Source organism: Amycolatopsis rhabdoformis (assembly GCF_035918295.1).
Lineage (GTDB): Bacteria > Actinomycetota > Actinomycetes > Mycobacteriales > Pseudonocardiaceae > Amycolatopsis > Amycolatopsis rhabdoformis.
In genome coordinates this window covers 2,403,122-2,422,534 of the sequence record NZ_CP142149.1, presented here as the reverse complement: position 1 = coordinate 2,422,534, position 19,413 = coordinate 2,403,122, and the positions used below count along the sequence as shown (strand labels likewise).

The following is a 19,413-nucleotide window of genomic DNA, read 5'->3' as shown; positions in this document are numbered from 1 at the left end:
CGTGAGCACGGGGCTGAGCCGTCGCTGCCGTTTGATCGCGGAGGCACTCCAGGAGGCTGACTACGGCGAGACGCGCTCCTCTCCCGGCGAGCTATTCGTACACTTGAGAGTCGCCACCTTGACGTAACGTGCGGCGACCTCAACTAGGTTTGACGCCACAGGACGCCACGCGGGCCCAAAAATCAACCACGCCCGGGTTGTCACCGGTGCCTGGGCGGCACAGTTGCTCGATGGACTGGACCCGCACGCGCTGCACTGCTGCACCGCCTGCTGACATGGGGACCAGTTTTGCTGAATGGGAGTCCCGCAGAAACTTGATGAAAGTGGTCCACACCTCTGACCCGAAGGCCAGCTGCCACCGCGAGTTGTCGTCCGCCGGCATCAGATCACGTTGGTAGACCACCACCGAATCGGGACGCTGCCTGAAGTTGTTCAGAAGGGCTTGTACGGCGTCGACAAACTCCTTGTTGTGACCGGCGTCGGGCACGGTCGGGACAGGCAGACCGAGTTTCTGAAGCGTCCGCTGGATCTCCTGCGGTCGTTCAAACAGCGACCCCGATGCGACCAGCTGGCTAACCTCGGTGTCCTCGAAGCGATCAATGCCTGGGAGGTGCTGGCTTTCAGCCGGCAGCCACAGGGCGTCAATCGTGCCCCGCTCAAACCGCAGGTTCTTGGCCCTTTCAGCTGGGAGCTCAAGCCGGCCGAATGTGCACTCGCGAAAAGTCACATTGGCCACTTCGACTCCCGTGAGGTCAAGCTCCGCGAAGGTGAGGCCCTCGAGTTCGACGTCAAACAGGGTCTTTGTGTGCCGGGCGATTAGCGCCCACAGGGAGCCGAGGTTCGCGCGGTACGCCTCGTGTCTTCCGGCGGCGAGGTCGTCGGCGCGCGTTGAGCTCATCCTGAGGAGATCTTCCACCGCTCGCGGTTCCGAGCGGACTACGCGTGCTGCCGTCGCGACACGAAGCTGCGTCTTGACCAGCATGGAAACAACAATATCGAGCTGGTCTCGTCGCAACTCCGAAAGGATGGCGTCAGCGAGAAAAAGATCGTAGAAGAGTTCATGCTGGAATGCGAACAGTCGTTTCGCCGAGGAGCCCTCGTCGACTGCGAGGCCGCACAATACTGACAACCTCTGGCGCAAACCCGGACGGACCTGGAGGTCATCTTCGGACAGCGCGTCCTGAACCGCAAGTTCCAGATCATCGAGTTCCACCGCACGGGCACCCTGCTCCGCCATCAGCGCGGCGAGCGACTCGAACGTGCGGCGCAGCTCTGCGGGCGAGAGGAGCGGTTTTTCCTGACCGCGTCCCATGAGGAGCTTCATCGATTCCCGCTGCAGGTACTGCTCAAGGACAATGTCGGGGAGAGTGGCGACTCCCACTCGCCCGGCCGAGACCGCTTCGACGTAGACGCGAGCAAAAAAGGGAAGCCCCAGCAACTGCTTATCCTCATATTCGAGGCCATCCAAGGTGACGGGGTCGATACCGTGTTTGCGTAGAAATCCGTCAAGATCCGTCTCGCGCCACGGCTGCAGCGATGCCACGCGATGCTGTACAAGGACCTGTTGCCGCAGTTGTTCCCTGATCAGGCTCGTCCGGTACTGGTTCAGATAATACGACGAACGGGCCGACACGACAATAACGCCACGCCCGCCCATTGCGTCGATCCACGGCTTCAGGGACCCGAGTGCGTTCTCGTAGCCGACGCCGCCGAGTAGTTCGTCAAATCCATCGATGAAGAGCGCAATCAGCCCGTTCCGGCAGAGCGTCCGGACAGTTTCGAGTTCGAGGTTGCGGGTCGCGGCGCTGGCAGCCGCGATGGCGTTGTCGAGACTTCCCGAAGTCTCCCCTGTGGAACGGACAAAGTAGAAGAGCGGCAGCCGCTGGTCCGAGGGTATGCTCTCGTCTTCGTTCTCGATAGCTCTCGCGCGGTCCAGCGCTGCGGTAACGAGCGCGCGGGTTTTGCCGATGCCAGCCTCGCCGCGTACGAAGTAGACCCGGGTCTGGGTGCTACGCATCCTTAGCCGCTCGTCGATCTCGTCCTGCAGGCTAGTAAAGTCCATGTATACGACGGATCCCGCGGTCTCCGCGTCCTGCATCGAGGCGACCTTGACCCGCGGCGTCACGAGGTCGTCAGTCGCCTTTGTCCACCCGAGTGCCTTGCGCTCGCCAGCAACCAACTCTTGCTCCACCGCCACAAGGTGCTGGCGCACACGGCTGGCCACCACCTGCCAGTTGGCTAGGCGGCGCAGGAAGTCGCGGTACGGTAGCCAGGCATTGGTCTGGTCGTCCCGCCAGAGACGCTGATCGCTGTCGCCGATCCGAAAGCGATCGGTACGCGGTTCAGCGCCGGTGCTGAGGGCCTGGTGCCAGTAGACGGTGACTTCAGCGTCCTCGTCGTAGGGGTGCAGCGCGTGGTCGAGGTCGCGGAAACCGTCGAGATCGGCCCGCAGGTCATCTACGAACCCCCGGAACGTTCTGTCCTCATTCTGCGCGCGCAAGGAGCGGTTAAGCGCGATCATGAGGTCGTCTCCGCTGGTTTCGACGCGGACCTCACTGTGATCGGCGCGGAGGTAAGCCGGTGCCGTGCCGGTAAAGCTGGTGAGCACGCACATCCGCCCGGCTTCGTCGAGGCAGATGAACGGCCATGTCCCGAGGCGCCTTCCCGGCCATCGCAGCTCAAGCTGGAACATTCCACTTTCGTCGGCGACTGTGTCCAGCTCCGCCCCTGCGAGATACCCCCGGATCAGAGATGAGAGGTTCTGCATGGTCCGGCGAACCCGTTCAGTCGTGGTGTGTCTTGCGACGCCAGTGGGGAGTGGATTGCCGTGGAACAAGTGGTCCCGGAGCTTCTTGAGAGTTCCGAACTGGGGATCTTTACCGCTTGCCTGGTCTATCTCCATACGGACCGCCTCGATCAGCTCCTCGACCGGGTCAGCGCTCGCCTGCACGGTACCCCGGAGAAACGCGAGTGCGGTGCTGAGGTAAGCGAGGAACGTGCCGAACCCGGGCGAGCGGTGTAGCCGCACGTGGTCCGGGTCAAGTTCGCGGATCTTGGCGGCGGCGCACATGGTCACAAACCGGAGCTGGAAATCTATGGCCGCGATGTAGACGTGGATTACAGACTCCCCATCAAGCCCCTCCGGGAGGTAGCTGTCCTCGAGCTCCTCGTACCGCTCCTCCGCCGTTGCCATCCATCCTCCTCGCCGCCGGAACTTGTCCACCAGCGATCGCGTCGGAGCTGCCGAGCGTTACTTGCGCGGCTTCGACGGCGATGATCCCGCCACCACGCTGCCGAGACAGTCACAGTCGCTCGACCACCACCCACGCCCTGTCGGTCACCCCACCACAGCCGTCTACCTTGCCCCGCCGTAGCAAAAGGATCTTCGCGGCGGAAGATCTGTTTTTCCTTCCCGATCTGTTGGTACCGTGACCGCCGCCACGAGCACGCGAGGTACCAGGGGTCGTTCGTCCGAAGGGTCGGCGTATGTGCCAGTTGTGCGGTTCCGAAGATCGGTCCACGGTTTCGCGGCGGACGTTGTTCGCCGCGGCGGCCGGGCTGGCGGTCACGCCGATGATGCTCGGCACGCCGGCCGGCGCCGCGCCCCGGCCCGACACCGGGGCCGACCTGATCCTCCACAATGGACACGTCGTCACGGCGGCGCTGCACGGGCGGACCGCGCAGGCGATCGCGGTGCGCGGCGGCCGGGTCGTCGAGGCCGGCGCGTCGAAGCAGGTCCTGCGCCTGCGCGGCCGGCACACGCGCGTGGTCGACCTCAAGGGCGCGGCCGTGGTGCCCGGGCTCATCGACAGCCACCTGCACCAGTTCACCTCGGCGCTCGACCGGCCCAACGTGTCGCTGCTGGAGTCGCGCAGCATCGCCGACGTCGTGGCGGCCATCGGCGCGCGGGTGGCGGCGAGCGCTTCGGGCGCGTGGGTGCAGGCGCGGTCGGGCTGGCACGAAAGCCTGCTCGCCGAGGGCCGGCTGCCCGCGCGCGCCGAGCTCGACCCGGTTTCCCCGGACAACCCGGTGTTCATCCCGCGCGGTGGCCACGTGGCCACCGTGAACAGCCGCGCGCTGGAGCTGGCCGGCATCACGCGCGACACGCCCGACCCGGTCGGCGGCGTCATCGTCCGCGACGCGAACGGCGAACCGACCGGCGTGCTGCTGGAACGCGCGCGCTCCCTCGTCACGCCGAAGCTGCCGGCTCCGCCGTCGGCCGATCAGCAGCGGCAGCTGCTGCGCGACCAGATGGCCGAACACAACGCGCTGGGCATCACCGGCGTCACCGAGCCGGGCCTGTCACCGGACCAGATCGCGATCTACACCGACCTCTGGCACGGCGGCGAGATGACCACCCGCGCGCACCTGCTGTGGCGGATCGCCGCGCTCGCGGACGTCGACGCGGCGGTGGCGGCGTTCAAGCCGCGCACCGGCGACGACATGCTCCGCTTCGACGGCCTGAAGTACCTCTCCGACGGCGGCGTCGAAGGCGGGTTCCTGCGCGACCCTTACCAGCTCGTGCCCGGTGAGCAGACCAGCCCGGACTACCACGGTGTGCAGCTCCTGCCGCCGGGCGGGCGCGACGAGCTCACCGAGATGTACCGCCGCGCCGCGCGCCACGGCTTCCAGGTGCAGACCCACGTGGTCGGCGACGCGGCGATGGACTTCATCGTCGACGTGCTCACCACCGTGCACCGCGACACGTCGCTGCAGCACCTGCGCTGGGTGCTGATGCACCTGTTCCTGCCCAGCGGCCCGAACCTGGCGCACATGCGGAAGATGGGGCTGCTCGCGAGCGTGCAGGACCACCCCGTGCTGCTCGGCGCCAACCAGGTCAAGTGGTGGGGCGCCGAACGCGGCTCCCGCGCGGTGCCGATCCGCGACATCCTCGACGCCGGCCTGATCGCCGGCGGCGGCACCGACGCCCCGGTCGTGCCGCCGAGCCCACTCTGGTCCCTCGGCTGGATGGTCACGCGCGAAACGCTCCGGGGTGACGTCCTCGGCCCCGAACAGGCCATCACCGCCCGCGAGGCGCTGCACCTCTACACCCTCGGCAGCGCGCAGACGCAGTTCGCCGAACACACCCTGGGCACGCTCGACCCGGGGAAGCTCGCCGACCTCGTGGTGCTCGACGCGAACCCGCTCACGGTCGAGCCGGCCGCGATCAAGGACCTCGGCGTGCGGATGACGGTGGTGGGTGGACGAGTGGTGCACGAAGCCTGACCGCGGTGGTTCGGCGCCTTGGTCCAGTGCCGTAGTTCAGTGCGTCGGCGTCGCGTCCGCCCGGGCCGGCGCCGTGGGTCAAGTGCCGTGGGCGGTGCGGTCGTTCAGTTCGGCGGTTCAGTGCGCTGGTCCAGTGCCGTAGTTCAGTGCGGCGGTGTCGTGACTGCCCTGGTCAGCGCCGTGGGTCAAGTGCCGGGGCCGGTGCGGCGGTTCAGGGCCGTGGTTCAGTGCGCCTTTTCAGTGCGGGGGTGTCGTGCCCGCCCGGGCCAGTGCGGTGCGGGGCTCGCAGACGAGCTCACCCGGCTGCACCTCGACCCAGGACGGCCGCCACACGAGCACGTCTTTGCCGTTGCGGGACCCGAAGAGGCAGTCGACCCCTTCGGCGCGGCCGTAGGTCATGAAGGACACCGCGACCTTGTCCCCGGAGACGAGGACGTCCCGGAACGGCGTGGGGCCGACCGCGTGGGTCTCGGGATCCGGCTGCACGCGGGGCACACCGCGGTTGATGGCGTCGTTGACCTGGTCGACGGTGGGCCGGTCCGGCAGGGCCGCGAGCGCCTTGGCCAGCGGCCCGTCGAAGGTACTCGGCACCTCGACGGGCGCGGCGGGCGGCGGCGTGACCGGCCGCGCGTCCGGCGGGCACCCCACGCGTGACTCGGACACCAGCCCGCGGTAATTGAAGTTCGCCTCGTAGCAGGCGGTCACGGCCGCGGACCTCGTCCAGCCCGACTCGACGCTGTCGAAGTGGATCCGGAACACGAGGTGCATGTCGGCGTCGCCGGGGCGGGTCGTCGGCCGGTCGGTGATCTCCAGGAACGTGACCGGCGCGGCCTCCCCGGGCTTCAACGCCGCCCGCGCGTACCCCGCGGCCGAGTCCTGTGGTGGGGTGGAGATCGCGGCGGTGAGCTCCTTCGCCACGCGGTCGGTCTCGTCGTTGCCGGCCGCGCACGCGGCCGTGGCCACGAGCACGAGCGCCGCGAGCGGAATCCCCCAGATCCGGTTCACCTCCGCACGATAGCGCCCAGCGGCACCGGTTCGCCGCGTTTTCCGAGACGACAAAGGCCCGGCCGAACCGGCCGGGCCTTCGCAGGAGGCTCAGCGCCAGCCGAGCTCCGGCGCCACGTACTTCACGATGCTTTCCAGCACGTGGGCGTTGTACTCGACGCCGAGCTGGTTCGGCACGGTCAGCAGCAGGGTGTCCGCGGCCTCGATGGCTTCGTCCTCCTTGAGCTGGCGCACGAGCTCGTCCGGCTCCGCGGCGTAGGAGCGGCCGAAGATGGCGCGGGTGTTCTCGTCGATCATGCCGACCTGGTCGCGCGAGTTGCGGTCGCTGCCGAAGTAGGCGCGGTCGAGGTCGTTGGTGAGCGCGAAGATGCTGCGGCTCACCGAAACCCGCGGCTCGTGGTCGTGGCCGGCTTCCTTCCACGCCTCGCGGTAGGCCTCGATCTGCTTGCGCTGCTGGACGTGCAGCGGTTCGCCGGTCTCGTCGTCCTTGAGGGTGGAGCTCTGCAGGTTCATGCCGAGCTTCGCGGCCCACACGCCGGTGGCGTTGGAGCCCGAGCCCCACCAGATGCGCTCGCGCAGCCCGGGTGAGTGCGGTTCCACGCGCAGCAGGCCCGGCGGGTTGGCGAACATCGGACGCGGGTTCGGCTGGGCGAAACCCTCGCCTTCGATCACCTTGAGGAAGACCTCGGCGTGCTGGCGGGCCATGTCCGCGTCGGTCTCCCCGTCGGCGGGCGCGAAGCCGAAGTAGCGCCAGCCGTCGATCACCTGTTCGGGGGATCCCCGGCTGATGCCGAGCTGGAGCCTGCCACTGGAGATGAGGTCGGCCGCGCCCGCGTCCTCCGCCATGTACAGCGGGTTCTCGTACCGCATGTCGATCACGCCCGTGCCGATCTCGATCTTCGAGGTGCGGGCGCCGATGGCCGAGAGCAGCGGAAACGGGCTGCCGGCCTGCCGCGCGAAGTGGTGCACGCGGAAGTAGGCGCCGTCCACGCCGAGCTCCTCGGCCGCCACCGAAAGGTCGATGGACTGGTGCAGGAAGTCCTTCGCCGACCGGGTCTCGGAATGCGGGGTGTCCGACCAGTGGCCGAACGAGAGGAAACCAATCTTCTTCACGCCCGTGGAAGCGTACGCGGCCCCCGATTGATTCCCGCACGCGGTACGGCTCACGTCCTCACCCCCCGCGCCCTCCGCGGACAACGGGCACCTTGGCCACCGGCGCCGGCCGGGCACCGTCCCCGTCGAACCGTTCGCAGCCGACGAACCCACCACCCGCGAAGCCCACCTCACCGAAGCGGCACGGATCACCCGGCACCGACCCGCTCGGCTGTGTCACCATCGAAGGGTGCGAGAGCCCTCGTCGTGGTCCACAGAGGACGTTGCCCGGTCCGAGGCGTTCGGGTACTGGGCGGACGTGATCTGCGAGAAGCTCGTGCACGTCGCGGCGCGGGCGACGGGTGAGGCGCCGTTCGCGGGACGGATCGAGCACGCGGCGCTCGACGGGGTCGGTTTGTCGACCGTGCGCTCCGGGGCGCAGGAGGTAGTGCGCACGAAGCGGCTGATCGGGCGTGACCCGGACGAGTACCTGCTGGTGAACGTGCAGACGGCCGGCCGCTCCCTGGCCGAGCAGGACGGCCGCACGGCCGCGCTCGGGCCGGGGACCATGGCCGTGCTCGACAGCACGCGGCCCTACCGGCTGGCGTTCGCCGGCGCGTTCTCGCAGGTCATCGTGCGGGTGCCGCGCTCGCTGCTGCCGGCGCGGGCGGCGGCCGGGGTCACGGCCGTGACGTTCGACGGCCGCGGGCCCGGCCGGCTCGTGGCCGAGTTCCTCGCGGGCCTGGCCCGCCACGACGACGCGGCGGTGGCCGCGGCGCTGCTCCCCCACGCCGTGGGCCTGCTCGAATCCACTCTCGACTGGGCCACGCGCGGGGCCGCCGCGCCGACGTCGGCAGTGCTGGCGCGGGGTCGCATCCACCGGTTCGTGCGCGAGCACCTGGCCGACCCGGCGCTCGACGCCGCCGCCGTGGCGGCCGGGTGCGGGCTGTCGCGGCGGTCGGTGTTCCGCGCGCTGGCCGACGACGGCGAAACCCTCACCGCGCTGGTGCGCCGCTTGCGCGTGGCGCGGGCCCGGCAGCTGCTGCGCGACCGGCCGGAGCTGCCGCTGGCGGCGGTCGCCGCCCAGGCCGGGTTCGGCGGCGCCGCCCAGCTGCACCGGGCGTTCCGCGCGAGCGAAGGCACCACCCCCGGACAGTTCCGGGCGAACCGGCCGTGAGCCCGGCTCAGCTCCCGGTCATCAGCTCACGCACGATCTCCAGGAACCGGGGCGGCGGCGGGGGCTGCGGGCTCTCCACGAACGCACCGGCCGCCACGTCGTAGCGCGGGCCGGCCGCCGGCTCGTACACGTGGTAGCAGTCTTCGCGCAGCTGGGCCACGTTGCGCTGCACGGCCGCCTTCGCCCACATCTCGCCGGTCATCACGGGAAAGAACGCGACCGGGTGCGTGGCCGCGAGCACGGTCGTGGCGAGCATGTTCGGCGCGGCACCGGCCGCCACCACCGACAAGGTGTGCGCGCTCGCCGGCAGGACCACGGTGAGGTCGTGCCCGGCGGCCAGCGTCGCGTGGTTCGCGGCCGGCCAGGTCGCCGCGTCCTCGCCGGTCACCACGCGGTCGGCGAAGAGGCCGACGGTGTGCGCCGGCAGGAACGTCGCCGCGGTGTGCGTCATGAGCACGGTGATCGGGCCGCGCAGCACCGTGCGCAGCGCGCCGAGGTACATCGGCAGCGTCGCGACGGCGGCCGAGCCGGTGGCGCCGATGAGCAGCCGGCCTTCGAAGGTGTTGTCCATGCGGCCATCCTCGCGGCACCGACCGGGCCGGGAGTGACGAAGTGCGCCCGGACGAGTGACTCCGCGTGCCGCCCGTCAGCCGTCGCGCGGAAGCGACCCCGGCAGCGGTTTCCGGGCCGTCTCGCGCATGAAGTACACGCAGACGCCACCGATCACCCCGGCGATCATCAGGTAGTAGGCGGGCCAGTTCAGGTCACCGGTGCCCGACACGAGCGCGCTCATCACCGTGGCCGTGGTGCCGCCGAACAGCGACACCGACAGGTTGAACGCGATCGACAGCCCGCCCGCGCGCACGTGCGTGAGGAACAGCGCCGGCAACGTCGAAGGGAGGATCGCCGAGAACAGCACCAACACGAGCCCCATCACCAGCAGGCCGAAGAACGTCGAAGTGTTCCCGCCCGCGCGCACCAGCAGCACGGCCGGCAGCGACAGCACCACGAGCCCGAGGCAGCCGGCCAGGAGCACCGGCTTGCGGCCCACCTTGTCCGAGAGCCGGCCGACGAAGGTGATCACCACCATCAGCAGCACGAGCACCACGATCTGCAGGATCTCCGACGCCGTCTTGCCGATGCCGGTGTGCTGCGCGGGCAGCGTTTCCGTGAGGTAGGTGGGCAGGTAGCTGGTGAGCATGTAGTTGGCGACGTTCCAGGTCAGCACGAGCCCGGCGCACAGCACCATGGCGGGCCAGTACTTCGTGAACACCGAGCGCAGCTCGGCGCCGAGGGATTCCTTCTCCCGCTCCGTTTTCTGCAGCTGCGCGTACGCCGGCGATTCCTCCAGCCGCTGCCGCAGGTACAGCCCGACGGCGCCGAGCGGCAGCGCGAGCAGGAACGGGATGCGCCAGCCCCACGTGAGCAGCGCCTGGTCCGAGAGCACCGCGCTCAGCACGGTCGCGATCGTGGCGCCGAACGCGTACCCGGTGAGTGTGCCGAACTCCAGCCAGCTGCCGAAGAACCCGCGCCGCCGGTCGGGCGCGTACTCGGCGATGAAGGTCATCGCGTTGCCGTACTCGCCGCCGGTCGAGATCCCCTGCACCAGCCGCGCGAGCAGCACCAGGATCGGCGCCGCGAGGCCGATGGCTCCGTAGCTCGGGATCACGCCCAGCGCGAACGTGCCCAGCGCCATGAGGATCACCGTGAGCGAGAGCACCTTCTTGCGGCCGATCCGGTCGCCCAGCGGCCCGAAGATCAGCCCGCCGAACGGCCGGATCAGGAACGACACGGCGAACACGCCGAACGTCGCGATCTGCCCGGCCGAAGCCGGCAAGTCCGTGAAGAACACCTTCTGGATGGTCGTCGCGAGGTACCCGTAGACGCCGAAGTCGTACCACTCGGTGATGTTGCCGATCGCCGCCGCACCGACGGCCCGGTTGATCACCGCGGGCTCGACGACCTGGGTGTCGCCGCTCTGCCCCTCCACCATGGATCCACCTTCCGGCCGCCCGCCGTTCAGCGGCCGCCATCGAGTGTCTCCCGGATCGATAAGGCCCGCCGGTTCACAGCGGGTGACGCAGGTGACAGGCGGTTTCGGCCGGCCGGCGGCGAGGCCGGTGGTCCTTCGCGAAGATCAGCGCGGGCCCGGCACGTGCGCGAGGCGCAGCCATTCCGCGTGCAGCACCCAGCGGTCACCGGACCGGCGCAGCCGCCCGCCCACGGTGACCCGGCGCAGGACTGCCGCCCGCGCGTCCGCGGTGAGGCCCGGCGCCAGATCCAGGGCGACGCAGTCCTTCGAGCGATCGCGGGTCACGGCGAGGTCGAGCCTGCCGTCCTGCGCGGCGCGCACCTCGAGCACCCCGGTGACCACCACCCGCGGGCCGGCCACCAAGCCGGTCGTGCCGATCACCGCTTCAGTCCTCCCCTGTTTCCCCTACCCGCCACTGTGGCGTGCCGAGCGACTCGATCGCATCGAGGAGAACCCCGGTCGGCGGCCCCGGTCCCGGCCCACGGACCCGGGAGCTCCCGGACGCGAACCCACGCGCGCCGCGAAACCCTGGACCGACGAGTTCACCCGGCCCGGGGGACGCGGCGGCGGCGCCCTCCGCCGCACACTCGTCACCCCTCACCGGACGAGTGCGGAACGGGGACACCATGACGACGTTCGACGGCAACGCCATCGCCGGCACGCTCAACGCGGTGTTCGGCGGCGAGATGACCGCGGCCGCGGGCACGTGCGCGGCCTGCGGCGCCACCGAACCGCTGGCGCGGCTGCACGTCTACCGCGACGCGCCCGGCGTGGTGGCCCGCTGCGGCCACTGCGAGGCGATCCTCATGGTCATCGTGGAGCGGCGCGGGATCTCGTGCGTGAACGTGTCGGGCTTCGCCGCGCTGGAGCAGCCCGCTCAGCTCTGGAGCTGACGGCGGGACGTCACGCCGAGCTTGTCGAAGATCCGGCCGAGGTGCCATTCCACGGTGCGGGGGCTGAGGAACAGCCGCGCGCCGATCTCCGCGTTGGACAGGCCTTCGCGCACCATGCGCACGATCTGGGCCTCCTGCGAGGTGAGCTCCGTGCCGGTCTCGACGGACCGCTTGCGCGCGGTGCCGCCGGTGGCCCGCAGCTCGCGGCCCGCGCGCTCGGCGAACGCTTCCATGCCCATCTCGGTGAACATGTCGTGGGCCGTGCGCAGCTGCTCGCGCGCGTCGGCCCGGCGGCGGGCGCGGCGCAGCCATTCCCCGTACAGCAGGCGGGCCCGGGCGCATTCGCCGCGGATGCGCGTGCGCGAAAGGCGGTCCACAGCCTCGCGGTAAGCGCTCTCGGCGTCGTCGCCGGTGGCCAGCAGCGCGCGTGAGCGGGCCTCGATGCCGAGCGCCCAGTCGGTGCCGCTCGCCCGGGTGGTCACCACGAGCTTCGTGAACCCGTCCTGCGCCACGGCGGTCTTCCCGAGCCGGCTGGCGGCTTCGATCAGCTCGACCAGCGCGAGCCACGGCTCCACGCCCATCACCGGCGGCCGCTGCCGGGCGCCCTCGGCCGACTCCAGAGCTTCGGCGTAGTAGCCGAGACTGTTGCACAGCACGGCCCGCGAAGCGCCGATGATGAGCAGCCCGAACCCTTCTCCGCGGCGCACCGCCTCGGCTTCGGTGCGGGTGATCACCTGGCGGGCCTCCTCCTCACGGCCGCGCCAGGCCGCGAGCAGCAGGCTGCCGTAGGTGGCCGCGGGGATCCCGGTCGCGCGCGACACCTCGGCGAGCTCGTCGCGCAGGTGCGCCGCGGTGTCCAGGTCACCCGCGTAGACGTGGGCACCGATGTGCGCGGCGAGCGCGAGCGGCAGGGTGTTGAGCGCGCCCTTGTCGCGGGCGAGCTGCAGGTGCCGCGCGGTGTCGAGGGTCTGCTCGTCCCACATGTTCCCGGCCATGATGTGCGCGAGCCACAGCCAGTGCAGCTCCTTCAGCGACAGGTCGGGCGTGCGGAACGCGCTCAGCGCCCGCCGCAGCATCGGCAGCGACGGCCCGAACCCGTCGGTGAAGCGGATCGCGAGACCGTCGAGCAGGAGATCGGCCGGGCCGGGTGGCTGCGGGGAACGCGGGGCCGCGCGGGCGGCTTCGGCGACCTCGCGCAGGTCGGCGTCGCTCACGCCCGCGAACATCCCGGCCAGCAGGGCGTCGAGGTAGGTCTCGCGGGCCAGTCCCACGTCGAGCCCTTCCAGCTGACGGGCGGCGGCGAACAGCAACGGCGGTGCCTCGCGGCCGCGGTTGACCGTGAGCGAGATCCGGCCGCGCAGCAGGTCGGCCCGGGCCTTCTCCAGCCGGTCGAGCGGGCCGGCCTCGGCGATGGAAAGCAGCCGCAGCGCTTCCTCGGGCGCGCCGGCCACGTGCGTGATGTGCGCCGCCTCCAGCGTCCGTTTCGCCCGGGTCGACGGGACGGCGGTGAGCTCCGCGGCGCGTTCCAGCATCACCGCGGCGGCCGCCATGCCCCCGCGGGCCTGCGCTCGGCAGGCCGAGCGGCCCAGCTCTTCGGCGGCTTCCTCGGCCGGCGCCTCGGCGGCCTGCGCCGCGTGCCAGGCGCGGCGGTCCTGGTCGGTGTCGGCGTCGGTGACCTGCGCGAGCGCCCAGTGGGCCCGTCGCCGTTCGGCCGGGGCGGCGGCCTGGTAGATCGCCGAGCGCACCAGCGGGTGGTGGAACCGCACGTGGGAGCCGATCTCGATCAGCCCGGCCTCGAGCGCGGGCTCGGCCGACTCGGCGCCGATGTCGAGCAGACCGGCCGCGCGCCACAGCGTCACGGGGTCGCCCTGGGGTTCGAGGGCGGCGATCAGCAGCAGGCGCACGGTGGCGGGCGCGAGCTGCGCCAGCCGAGCCTGGTAGCGCTGTTCGATGCGGCGCGGGATCGTGGTGGCGCCGGCCAGCGAAAAGCCCTCGGCCAGCTCCTTCGGGCTCAGCCCCCGCGAGAGCTCCACCAGGGCCAGCGGGTTGCCGCGGGTCTCGGCGACGATCCGGTCGCGCACCCGGTCGTCGGCGGGCAGGCGCAGCACGGAGTCGAGCAGGTCGCGGGCCGCACTGTCGGGCAGGCCTTCCACCACGAGCTGGGCGACGCCGGTCAGCTCCGTGGTGGCCGGCTCGCGCACGGCGAACACGAGCGCCACCGACTCGGCGACCAGCCGGCGCGCGACGAAGGCGAGGGCCTGGGCCGAGGCACTGTCCAGCCACTGGGTGTCGTCGACCACGCACAGCAGCGGCCGCTCGCGCGCCGCTTCGGCCAGCAGGCCCAGCACGGCCAGGCCCACCAGGAAGCGGTCCGGCGCGGGACCGGGGCTGAGCCCGAACGCGGTGCGCAGCGCCACCCGTTGCGGATCCGGCAGGGCTTCGGCGCCGCCGAGCATCGGCGCGCACAGCTGGTGCAGGCCGGCGAACGCGAGCTCCATTTCGGACTGGACACCCACCGCGCGGGCGACGCGGATCCCGGCGGCCTGGCCCACGAGGTGCTCCAGCAGCACGGTTTTGCCCACGCCCGCCTCGCCACGCAACACGAGCACCTGGCTCTTGCCGGCGCGGACGGCGTCCAGCAGCCGGTCGAGGGTCTCGCGTTCCGCGCGCCGGTCCAGCACTCACCCACCTGCCCGTGTGCTCGCTCTTCCCTTCCGGTCACGGCGACCAGCGGGCGCTCGCAGGATATCCCGATCGGCGGCCGGCGCCCCGGGTAGCCGGTGGTCGCCGAGGTCGTCCGGTTGGTCCGGGTTCGCCCGGGTCCCGGGTCCGCGCCCGGGGCGGCCCGGGTTCGAAGCGGCCGGGAACCGGCCACTGTCGCCACCGTGCCCGATCCGAATCCGGACAGTGTAGTGGCCCTCCACGGCCGTACCGCCGAAATCCGCCTGCTCGAGACGCTCGTGCGGACGGGCCGCGGCGCGCTCGTGCTGCGGGGTCCGGCCGGCGTCGGCAAGACGGCGCTGCTGCGGCACGCGGCGACGCGGGCCCGGGGGTGCCGGGTGGTTCACGTGCGCGGGCTGCGGCGGCTGGGCGAGCAGCTCGGGGCGGCCTTGCCGGACCGGGCGGGTACCGACCCGTTCGCGACCGGCGTGGCCACGGCGGCGCTGCTCTCGGCGGCCGCGCCCCTGCTGTGTGTGGTGGACGACGCGCAGCGCCTCGACGAGCGCTCGGCGCTGGCCCTGGTGTTCGCGGCGCGGCGGGTGAGCGCTCGCGTGGTGCTGCTGTTCGCCGAGCGCGACGCGTCCGCGGTGCTGGCCGGCGTCGAGGAGCTGCCGGTGGCCGAGCTGTGCCGGGCCGGGGCGCGTGCCCTGGTGCGCTCGCTGGTGTCCGGGCCGGTGGATGCGGACGTGGTCGAGCGGTTCGTGGCGGAGACGCGGGGAAATCCGGGGGTGATCCGGGCCGCGGTGGACAGTCTGGACGCCGGCGGGTTCGGCGTCGGCCGCCCTTCGCGGCGGGGCCGGCCGCTCACTCCGGCGCCGGGCCGACGGACCCTGCTGTTGACCGCCGCCGCGGACCCGACCGGTGACGTCGCGTTGCTGTGGCGCGCCGCCGGCCTGCTGGGGATCCCGGTCGGCGGCCCGCTCCGGCTCGGTGAGCGGGTGACCTTCCCCGACCCGTCGTCGCGCGGCCGGATCTACCACGACGTGGCCACGCCCGAGGAGCGCCGGACGGTCCACCGCGCCTTGGCGGAGACCACGACGGCACCCGACTGGCGCAGCTGGCACCACGCGAACTCGGTATCGGCGCCGGACCCGGCCGCGGCGGCGGCTTTGGTGGCGCAAGTGCCCCGCGCCCGCGCCCGTGGTGGTCCGCGCGCGGCCGCCGCGTTTCTGCGGCTCGCCGCCACGCTCACGCCGGACCCGGCCGAGCACACGTTGGCGGCCGTCGCCGCCGAACTGGACGCCGGTCGTCGCGCCGAGGCGTGGCAGCTGCTGCGCACGCTGACCGGGCCGCTCGAACCGGCGCACCGGGCCGAAGCCGCGCGGCTGCGCGCGTGGCTCACGTTCAGTGCGACGCGCACGCCCACGGCCGCGACGGCGTTGGTGCGAGCCACGCGCGAAGTCCCGGTGCCCGACCCCCGGCCCCGGCTCGACGCTCTGGGCGCCGCCGTCCTCACGGACGGTCGTCTCCTGACCGAATCTCTGGTCCCGCGCGACTCCCTGGTCGCGACGTTGTCCGCGCCCGGCGCGCCGTCTTGGCTGGCCGGTCTGGCGGCGGCCGAGGTGTGGGACGAGCAGGCGTGGCACCGTGCGGCCGACGCGCCGGCCGACCCCGGTGCGCTCCCGGATGCCCTGGCCGGACGGGCGCTGCTCGCAGTCCATAAGGGCGACCTCACCGCGGCCGCCAAGTGGGACGACGAAGCCCGCGCGGCCAGCACGCGACTCGGGCAAGCCCCACCGGAGCACGCCACGGCGTTGATCGCGGCGTGGCGCGGCCGGCCGGTGCGCGGTTCGGCGGGCCCCGGACTCACCCACGCCTGCGCCGAACTGGCCGCGGCGGTGGCGGCGAACGCTCTCGGCGACCACGCGCGCGCTCTCGCCGCCGCGCGCCGCGTGGTCGACCTCGGCGAGCTGGCGACCGCGGGCTGGGCGCTGCTCGAACTGATCGAAGCCGCCGCGCACTCCGGCCGGCGCGCGCTCGCGGCGTCGGCGCTCGAAGCCCTCGTCGAGCGCACCGACCGCCGCGGCACGGATTGGGCTCGCGGTGCGCAGGCTCGTGGCCGGGCGCTGGTCGCGTCCGGACCGGCCGCCGAAGAGCGGTACCTCGACGCTCTCCGGCATCTGGCGCGCACGCGCCTGCGCCCGCTCGCGGCCCGGACCCGGCTCGGCTACGGGGAATGGCTGCGTCGGCAAGGCCGCACCGAGCAAGCCCGCGAAGTGCTGCGCGCCGCGCACCAGGACTTCCGCCGCATGGGCGCCGCTGCCTTCGCGACCCGCGCCTGGCCTGGGGACCGTTCTCCCGTCGATGCCCTGACGGGGCAGGAAACCCGCATCGCCACCCTGGCCCGCGCCGGCCTCACCAACGCCGAGATCGGCACCGAACTGTCCCTCAGCCCCCGCACGGCCGAGTACCACCTGCGGAAGGTCTTCACGAAGCTCGGCATCACCTCGCGAACCGAACTGCACCTGGTCGATCCCGCGCACCACCCCGAAAGCGAGCCCCCGTCACGATGACCGGCACCTTGATCGGACGCGAAGCCGAATCCGCGCGGCTGCGAGAACTGCTCACGCACGGCGGCACGGTCGTGGTCCGCGCCGCGGCGGGGCTCGGGAAAACCGCGCTCCTCCACGAGCTTTCGCGCACCGCCACCACGCACCGGGTCCTGCGGCTGCCGGGGCTCGCGGCCGAGGCCGGACTGCCGTACGCGGCGGTGCATCTGCTGTGTTCGACGCTGCCCGAGTTCCCCGAGCTGCCCGGGCGTGAGCTGCTGGAGCGGGCGATGGGCCTGCGGCCGGGGCCGGCACCCGAGCGGCTCGCCGTCTGTGCCGCCGTGCTCGACCTGCTGAAACTCGCCGCGCGTGATCAGCCGCTGCTGTGCGTCGTCGACGACGCGCAGTGGTGGGACGAGGAATCGGCCGCGGTGTTCGCCGCGGTGGCCCCGCGGTTGGCCGCCACGACGGTCGCGCTCGTGTTCGCGGAAACCGAGGAACAGGCCCCATCGGAACCGATCGCCGACCGCGCCGGCGCCCCGGCGTCCGCCCCGGAGCGGTTCGCCCGGCTGCCGAGCCTCCCGCTGCGGCAGCTGGGCCACGCCGATGCCCGCGAGGTGCTGGCGCACGCGTGCCGGCCCCTGGACGACGCCGTGGGTGCTCGGATCGTGGCCGAGGCGCGGGGGAATCCGCGGCGGTTGCTCGAGGCAGCCGGCTCGGTGACCGCCGGGGGCTACGGCGTGGTTCCCTTGTCCTGCCCCGAACTCGCCGCCACCGCGGCGACCCTGACCCCCGCCGGCCGCCTCCTGTTCGTGCTCGCGGCGGCCGAACCGCTCGGAGATCCGGCCCGGCTCTGGCGGGCCGCGAGGCGGCTCGGGCTCGACGCGGACGACGCGGCACCGCTGGAGGCAGCGGGTCTCGTCGAGTTCGGCCCGTGGATCACCTTCCGGGAGCCGCGGTTGCGCCAGTGCGCGTACGGCCTGGCGTCCGCCGCGCACCGGCGGCTGGTGCACGGAGTGCTCGCCCTGGCGACCGAGCCGCACCGAGAACCCGACCGCCGCGCGTGGCACCTCGCGCACGCGACGATCGAGCCGGCCGAAGCCCTGGCCGACGACCTCGAGCGGCTCGCGGACGACGCCGGACGCCGGGGTGGGCTGCCCGCCGCGGCGGCGTTCCGGGAACTCGCCACGCTGCGCACCGCCGACGCCGGGCTGCGCGCCGAGCGAGCCGTCGCGGCGGCCGACGCGCACCACGCCGCCGGTGCCGTGGACTCGGCGGTGCGGCTGCTCGCCGTGGCGGAGCTGGGGGCGCTCGATGCGGCCGGGCGAGCGCGGGCAGAGCGGCTGCGGGCCCGGATGGCGTTCGACGCCGGACGCGGCGGGCCGGCGGTCGGACGGTTGCTCACGTCGGCGCAGGAGCTGGAAGTGAGCGAACCGCGGCTCGCGCGGCCCGCCTACCTCGAAGCGCTCGGCGCCGCGATCTTCACCGGCCACGTCGACGTGGTGCACGCCGTGCTGACCCGCCTCGCCGGGCGTCGGCCCACCGGGTCCGACCGGCTTCTCGAAGGCGTGGCGCAACGGTGCACCGCCGGGTACGCGGCGGCCGTCGAGCCGCTCAAGCTCGCGCTGAAGACCCTCGACAACGACCACGGCACCGACGCCCGCTCACGCCTGCTGGCCTGTCTCGTCGCCGCCGACCTGCAGGACGACGAAACCTGGCACGACCTCACCCACGCCGAGCTCGACCGGGCGCGCGCGAGTGGCGCCCGCACGATCCTGCCCTACGTGCTCACCCACCGCGCCCTCGCCGAGGTCCACTTCGGACGGTTCGGCACCGCGGAGTCCCTGGTGGCCGAGGCGGAGGCCCTCACCCGGCTCAGCGGCGCACCGGACTTCCCCCACGCCGCCGGCGCACTGGCCGCGTGGCGTGGACGCGAGCTGCCGGAAGCCTCGGCCTGCGCGGAAAACGCCGGCCTGGCCCACGCCCTGTCCCGCTACGCCACCGCCGTCCTCCACAACGGACTCGGCGACTACTCCGAAGCCGCCGACGCGACCCGCGAGTTCCTCGACCGCGACGGCATCGAGCTCGCCGGCTGGTCGCTCGTCGAACTCGTGGAAGCCGCCGCGCGCTCCGGCGACCGCAGCACCGCCATCGCGGCTGCCGAGCGAGTGTCAGAACGCGCGTGCCTCAGCGGCACGGATTGGGCCCTCGGCGCCGACGCCCGGTCCCGCGCGCTGCTGGCCGACGGCGAAGCGGCGGAAACCCTGTACGCGGAAGCCATCGACCGTCTCGGCCGCTCCCTCATCACCCCGCACCTGGCCCGCGCCCGGCTCCTCTACGGCGAGTGGCTGCGCCGCCGCGGCCGCCGCGTCGACGCGCGCGGCCCCCTTCGCGCCGCCCACGAGGCTTTCGCCGGTTTGGGCGCCGAAGCCTTCGCCGACCGCACGCACCGCGAACTCCTGGCCACCGGCGAACGCGCCCGTCGCCGGGTCGCCGAAACCCGCTCTCAGCTGACTCCGCAGGAGTGCCGCATCGCGGCGCTGGCCCGCGACGGCCGGTCCAACCCCGACATCGCGACCGCGCTCTCGATCAGCCCGCGCACCGTCGAATACCACCTGCACAAGGTGTTCACCAAGCTGTCGATCACCTCACGCACCGAGCTGCACCTCGTGCTCACCGCCGGCGAGAGCTGACGGACGGCCCCACCTCGGAGCGAGGGTCGGACGCCCGCCGAGCGCACCCGACCGTCGCCCGGCGCGGCCCCAGGACGACGCGCGA

General features: G+C 72.3%; 12 protein-coding genes. 5 read left to right on the top strand and 7 right to left on the bottom strand.

Annotated elements, in window-relative coordinates:
• Positions 1-139 precede the first annotated feature (139 nt).
• Positions 140-3,193, bottom strand: coding sequence for an NACHT domain-containing protein (locus VSH64_RS11350; RefSeq protein ID WP_326835505.1), 3,054 nt, complete (start codon positions 3,191-3,193; stop codon positions 140-142).
• A 293-nt stretch (positions 3,194-3,486) separates the two neighbouring features.
• On the opposite strand from VSH64_RS11350, the gene VSH64_RS11345 reads away from it, so the two are divergent.
• On the top strand, positions 3,487-5,226 hold the full coding sequence (locus VSH64_RS11345) for an amidohydrolase (protein WP_326835504.1): 1,740 nt from the start codon (positions 3,487-3,489) through the stop codon (positions 5,224-5,226).
• Between the two features lie 237 nt (positions 5,227-5,463).
• On the opposite strand, the gene VSH64_RS11340 is transcribed toward VSH64_RS11345, so the two are convergent.
• Positions 5,464-6,231, bottom strand: a complete 768-nt coding sequence (locus tag VSH64_RS11340) for a hypothetical protein (protein WP_326835503.1) — start codon at positions 6,229-6,231, stop codon at positions 5,464-5,466.
• 90 nt (positions 6,232-6,321) lie between these two features.
• Positions 6,322-7,344 carry an LLM class flavin-dependent oxidoreductase gene (locus VSH64_RS11335; RefSeq protein WP_326835502.1) on the bottom strand — a complete coding sequence of 341 codons (1,023 nt, stop codon included), beginning with the start codon at positions 7,342-7,344 and terminating at the stop codon, positions 6,322-6,324.
• 229 nt (positions 7,345-7,573) lie between these two features.
• Here VSH64_RS11335 and VSH64_RS11330 point away from each other — a divergent pair, with 229 nt between their 5' ends.
• Positions 7,574-8,500 carry a cupin domain-containing protein gene (locus VSH64_RS11330; protein ID WP_326835501.1) on the top strand — a complete coding sequence of 309 codons (927 nt, stop codon included), beginning with the start codon at positions 7,574-7,576 and terminating at the stop codon, positions 8,498-8,500.
• Positions 8,501-8,507: 7 nt separating this feature from the next.
• On the opposite strand, the gene VSH64_RS11325 is transcribed toward VSH64_RS11330, so the two are convergent.
• From VSH64_RS11325 to VSH64_RS11315, 3 genes are all read right to left on the bottom strand, one after another.
• Positions 8,508-9,071: a flavoprotein gene (locus tag VSH64_RS11325; protein ID WP_326835500.1), complete on the bottom strand. Its 564-nt coding sequence runs from the start codon at positions 9,069-9,071 to the stop codon at positions 8,508-8,510.
• Between the two features lie 75 nt (positions 9,072-9,146).
• Positions 9,147-10,493: an MFS transporter gene (locus tag VSH64_RS11320; protein ID WP_326835499.1), complete on the bottom strand. Its 1,347-nt coding sequence runs from the start codon at positions 10,491-10,493 to the stop codon at positions 9,147-9,149.
• Between the two features lie 144 nt (positions 10,494-10,637).
• Entirely contained in the window at positions 10,638-10,913 is a 276-nt protein-coding gene (locus VSH64_RS11315; RefSeq protein ID WP_326835498.1) for a hypothetical protein, read from the bottom strand.
• 245 nt (positions 10,914-11,158) lie between these two features.
• Between VSH64_RS11315 and VSH64_RS11310 the strand changes: the two genes are divergently transcribed.
• Entirely contained in the window at positions 11,159-11,425 is a 267-nt protein-coding gene (locus tag VSH64_RS11310; protein ID WP_326835497.1) for a DUF6510 family protein, read from the top strand.
• Here VSH64_RS11310 and VSH64_RS11305 read toward each other — a convergent pair.
• On the bottom strand, positions 11,410-14,106 hold the full coding sequence (locus VSH64_RS11305) for an ATP-binding protein (protein ID WP_326835496.1): 2,697 nt from the start codon (positions 14,104-14,106) through the stop codon (positions 11,410-11,412). The two genes, VSH64_RS11310 and VSH64_RS11305, sit on opposite strands and share 16 nt — an antisense overlap.
• A 231-nt stretch (positions 14,107-14,337) precedes the next feature.
• Between VSH64_RS11305 and VSH64_RS11300 the strand changes: the two genes are divergently transcribed.
• Both VSH64_RS11300 and VSH64_RS11295 read left to right on the top strand, forming a co-directional pair.
• Entirely contained in the window at positions 14,338-16,659 is a 2,322-nt protein-coding gene (locus VSH64_RS11300) for a LuxR C-terminal-related transcriptional regulator (RefSeq protein ID WP_326835495.1), read from the top strand.
• Positions 16,656-19,328 (top strand): AAA family ATPase, encoded by a 2,673-nt coding sequence (locus VSH64_RS11295; protein ID WP_326835494.1) that lies wholly within the window; start codon positions 16,656-16,658, stop codon positions 19,326-19,328. Before VSH64_RS11300 ends, VSH64_RS11295 begins: the two co-directional genes overlap by 4 nt.
• The last annotated feature ends 85 nt before the right edge of the window (positions 19,329-19,413 follow it).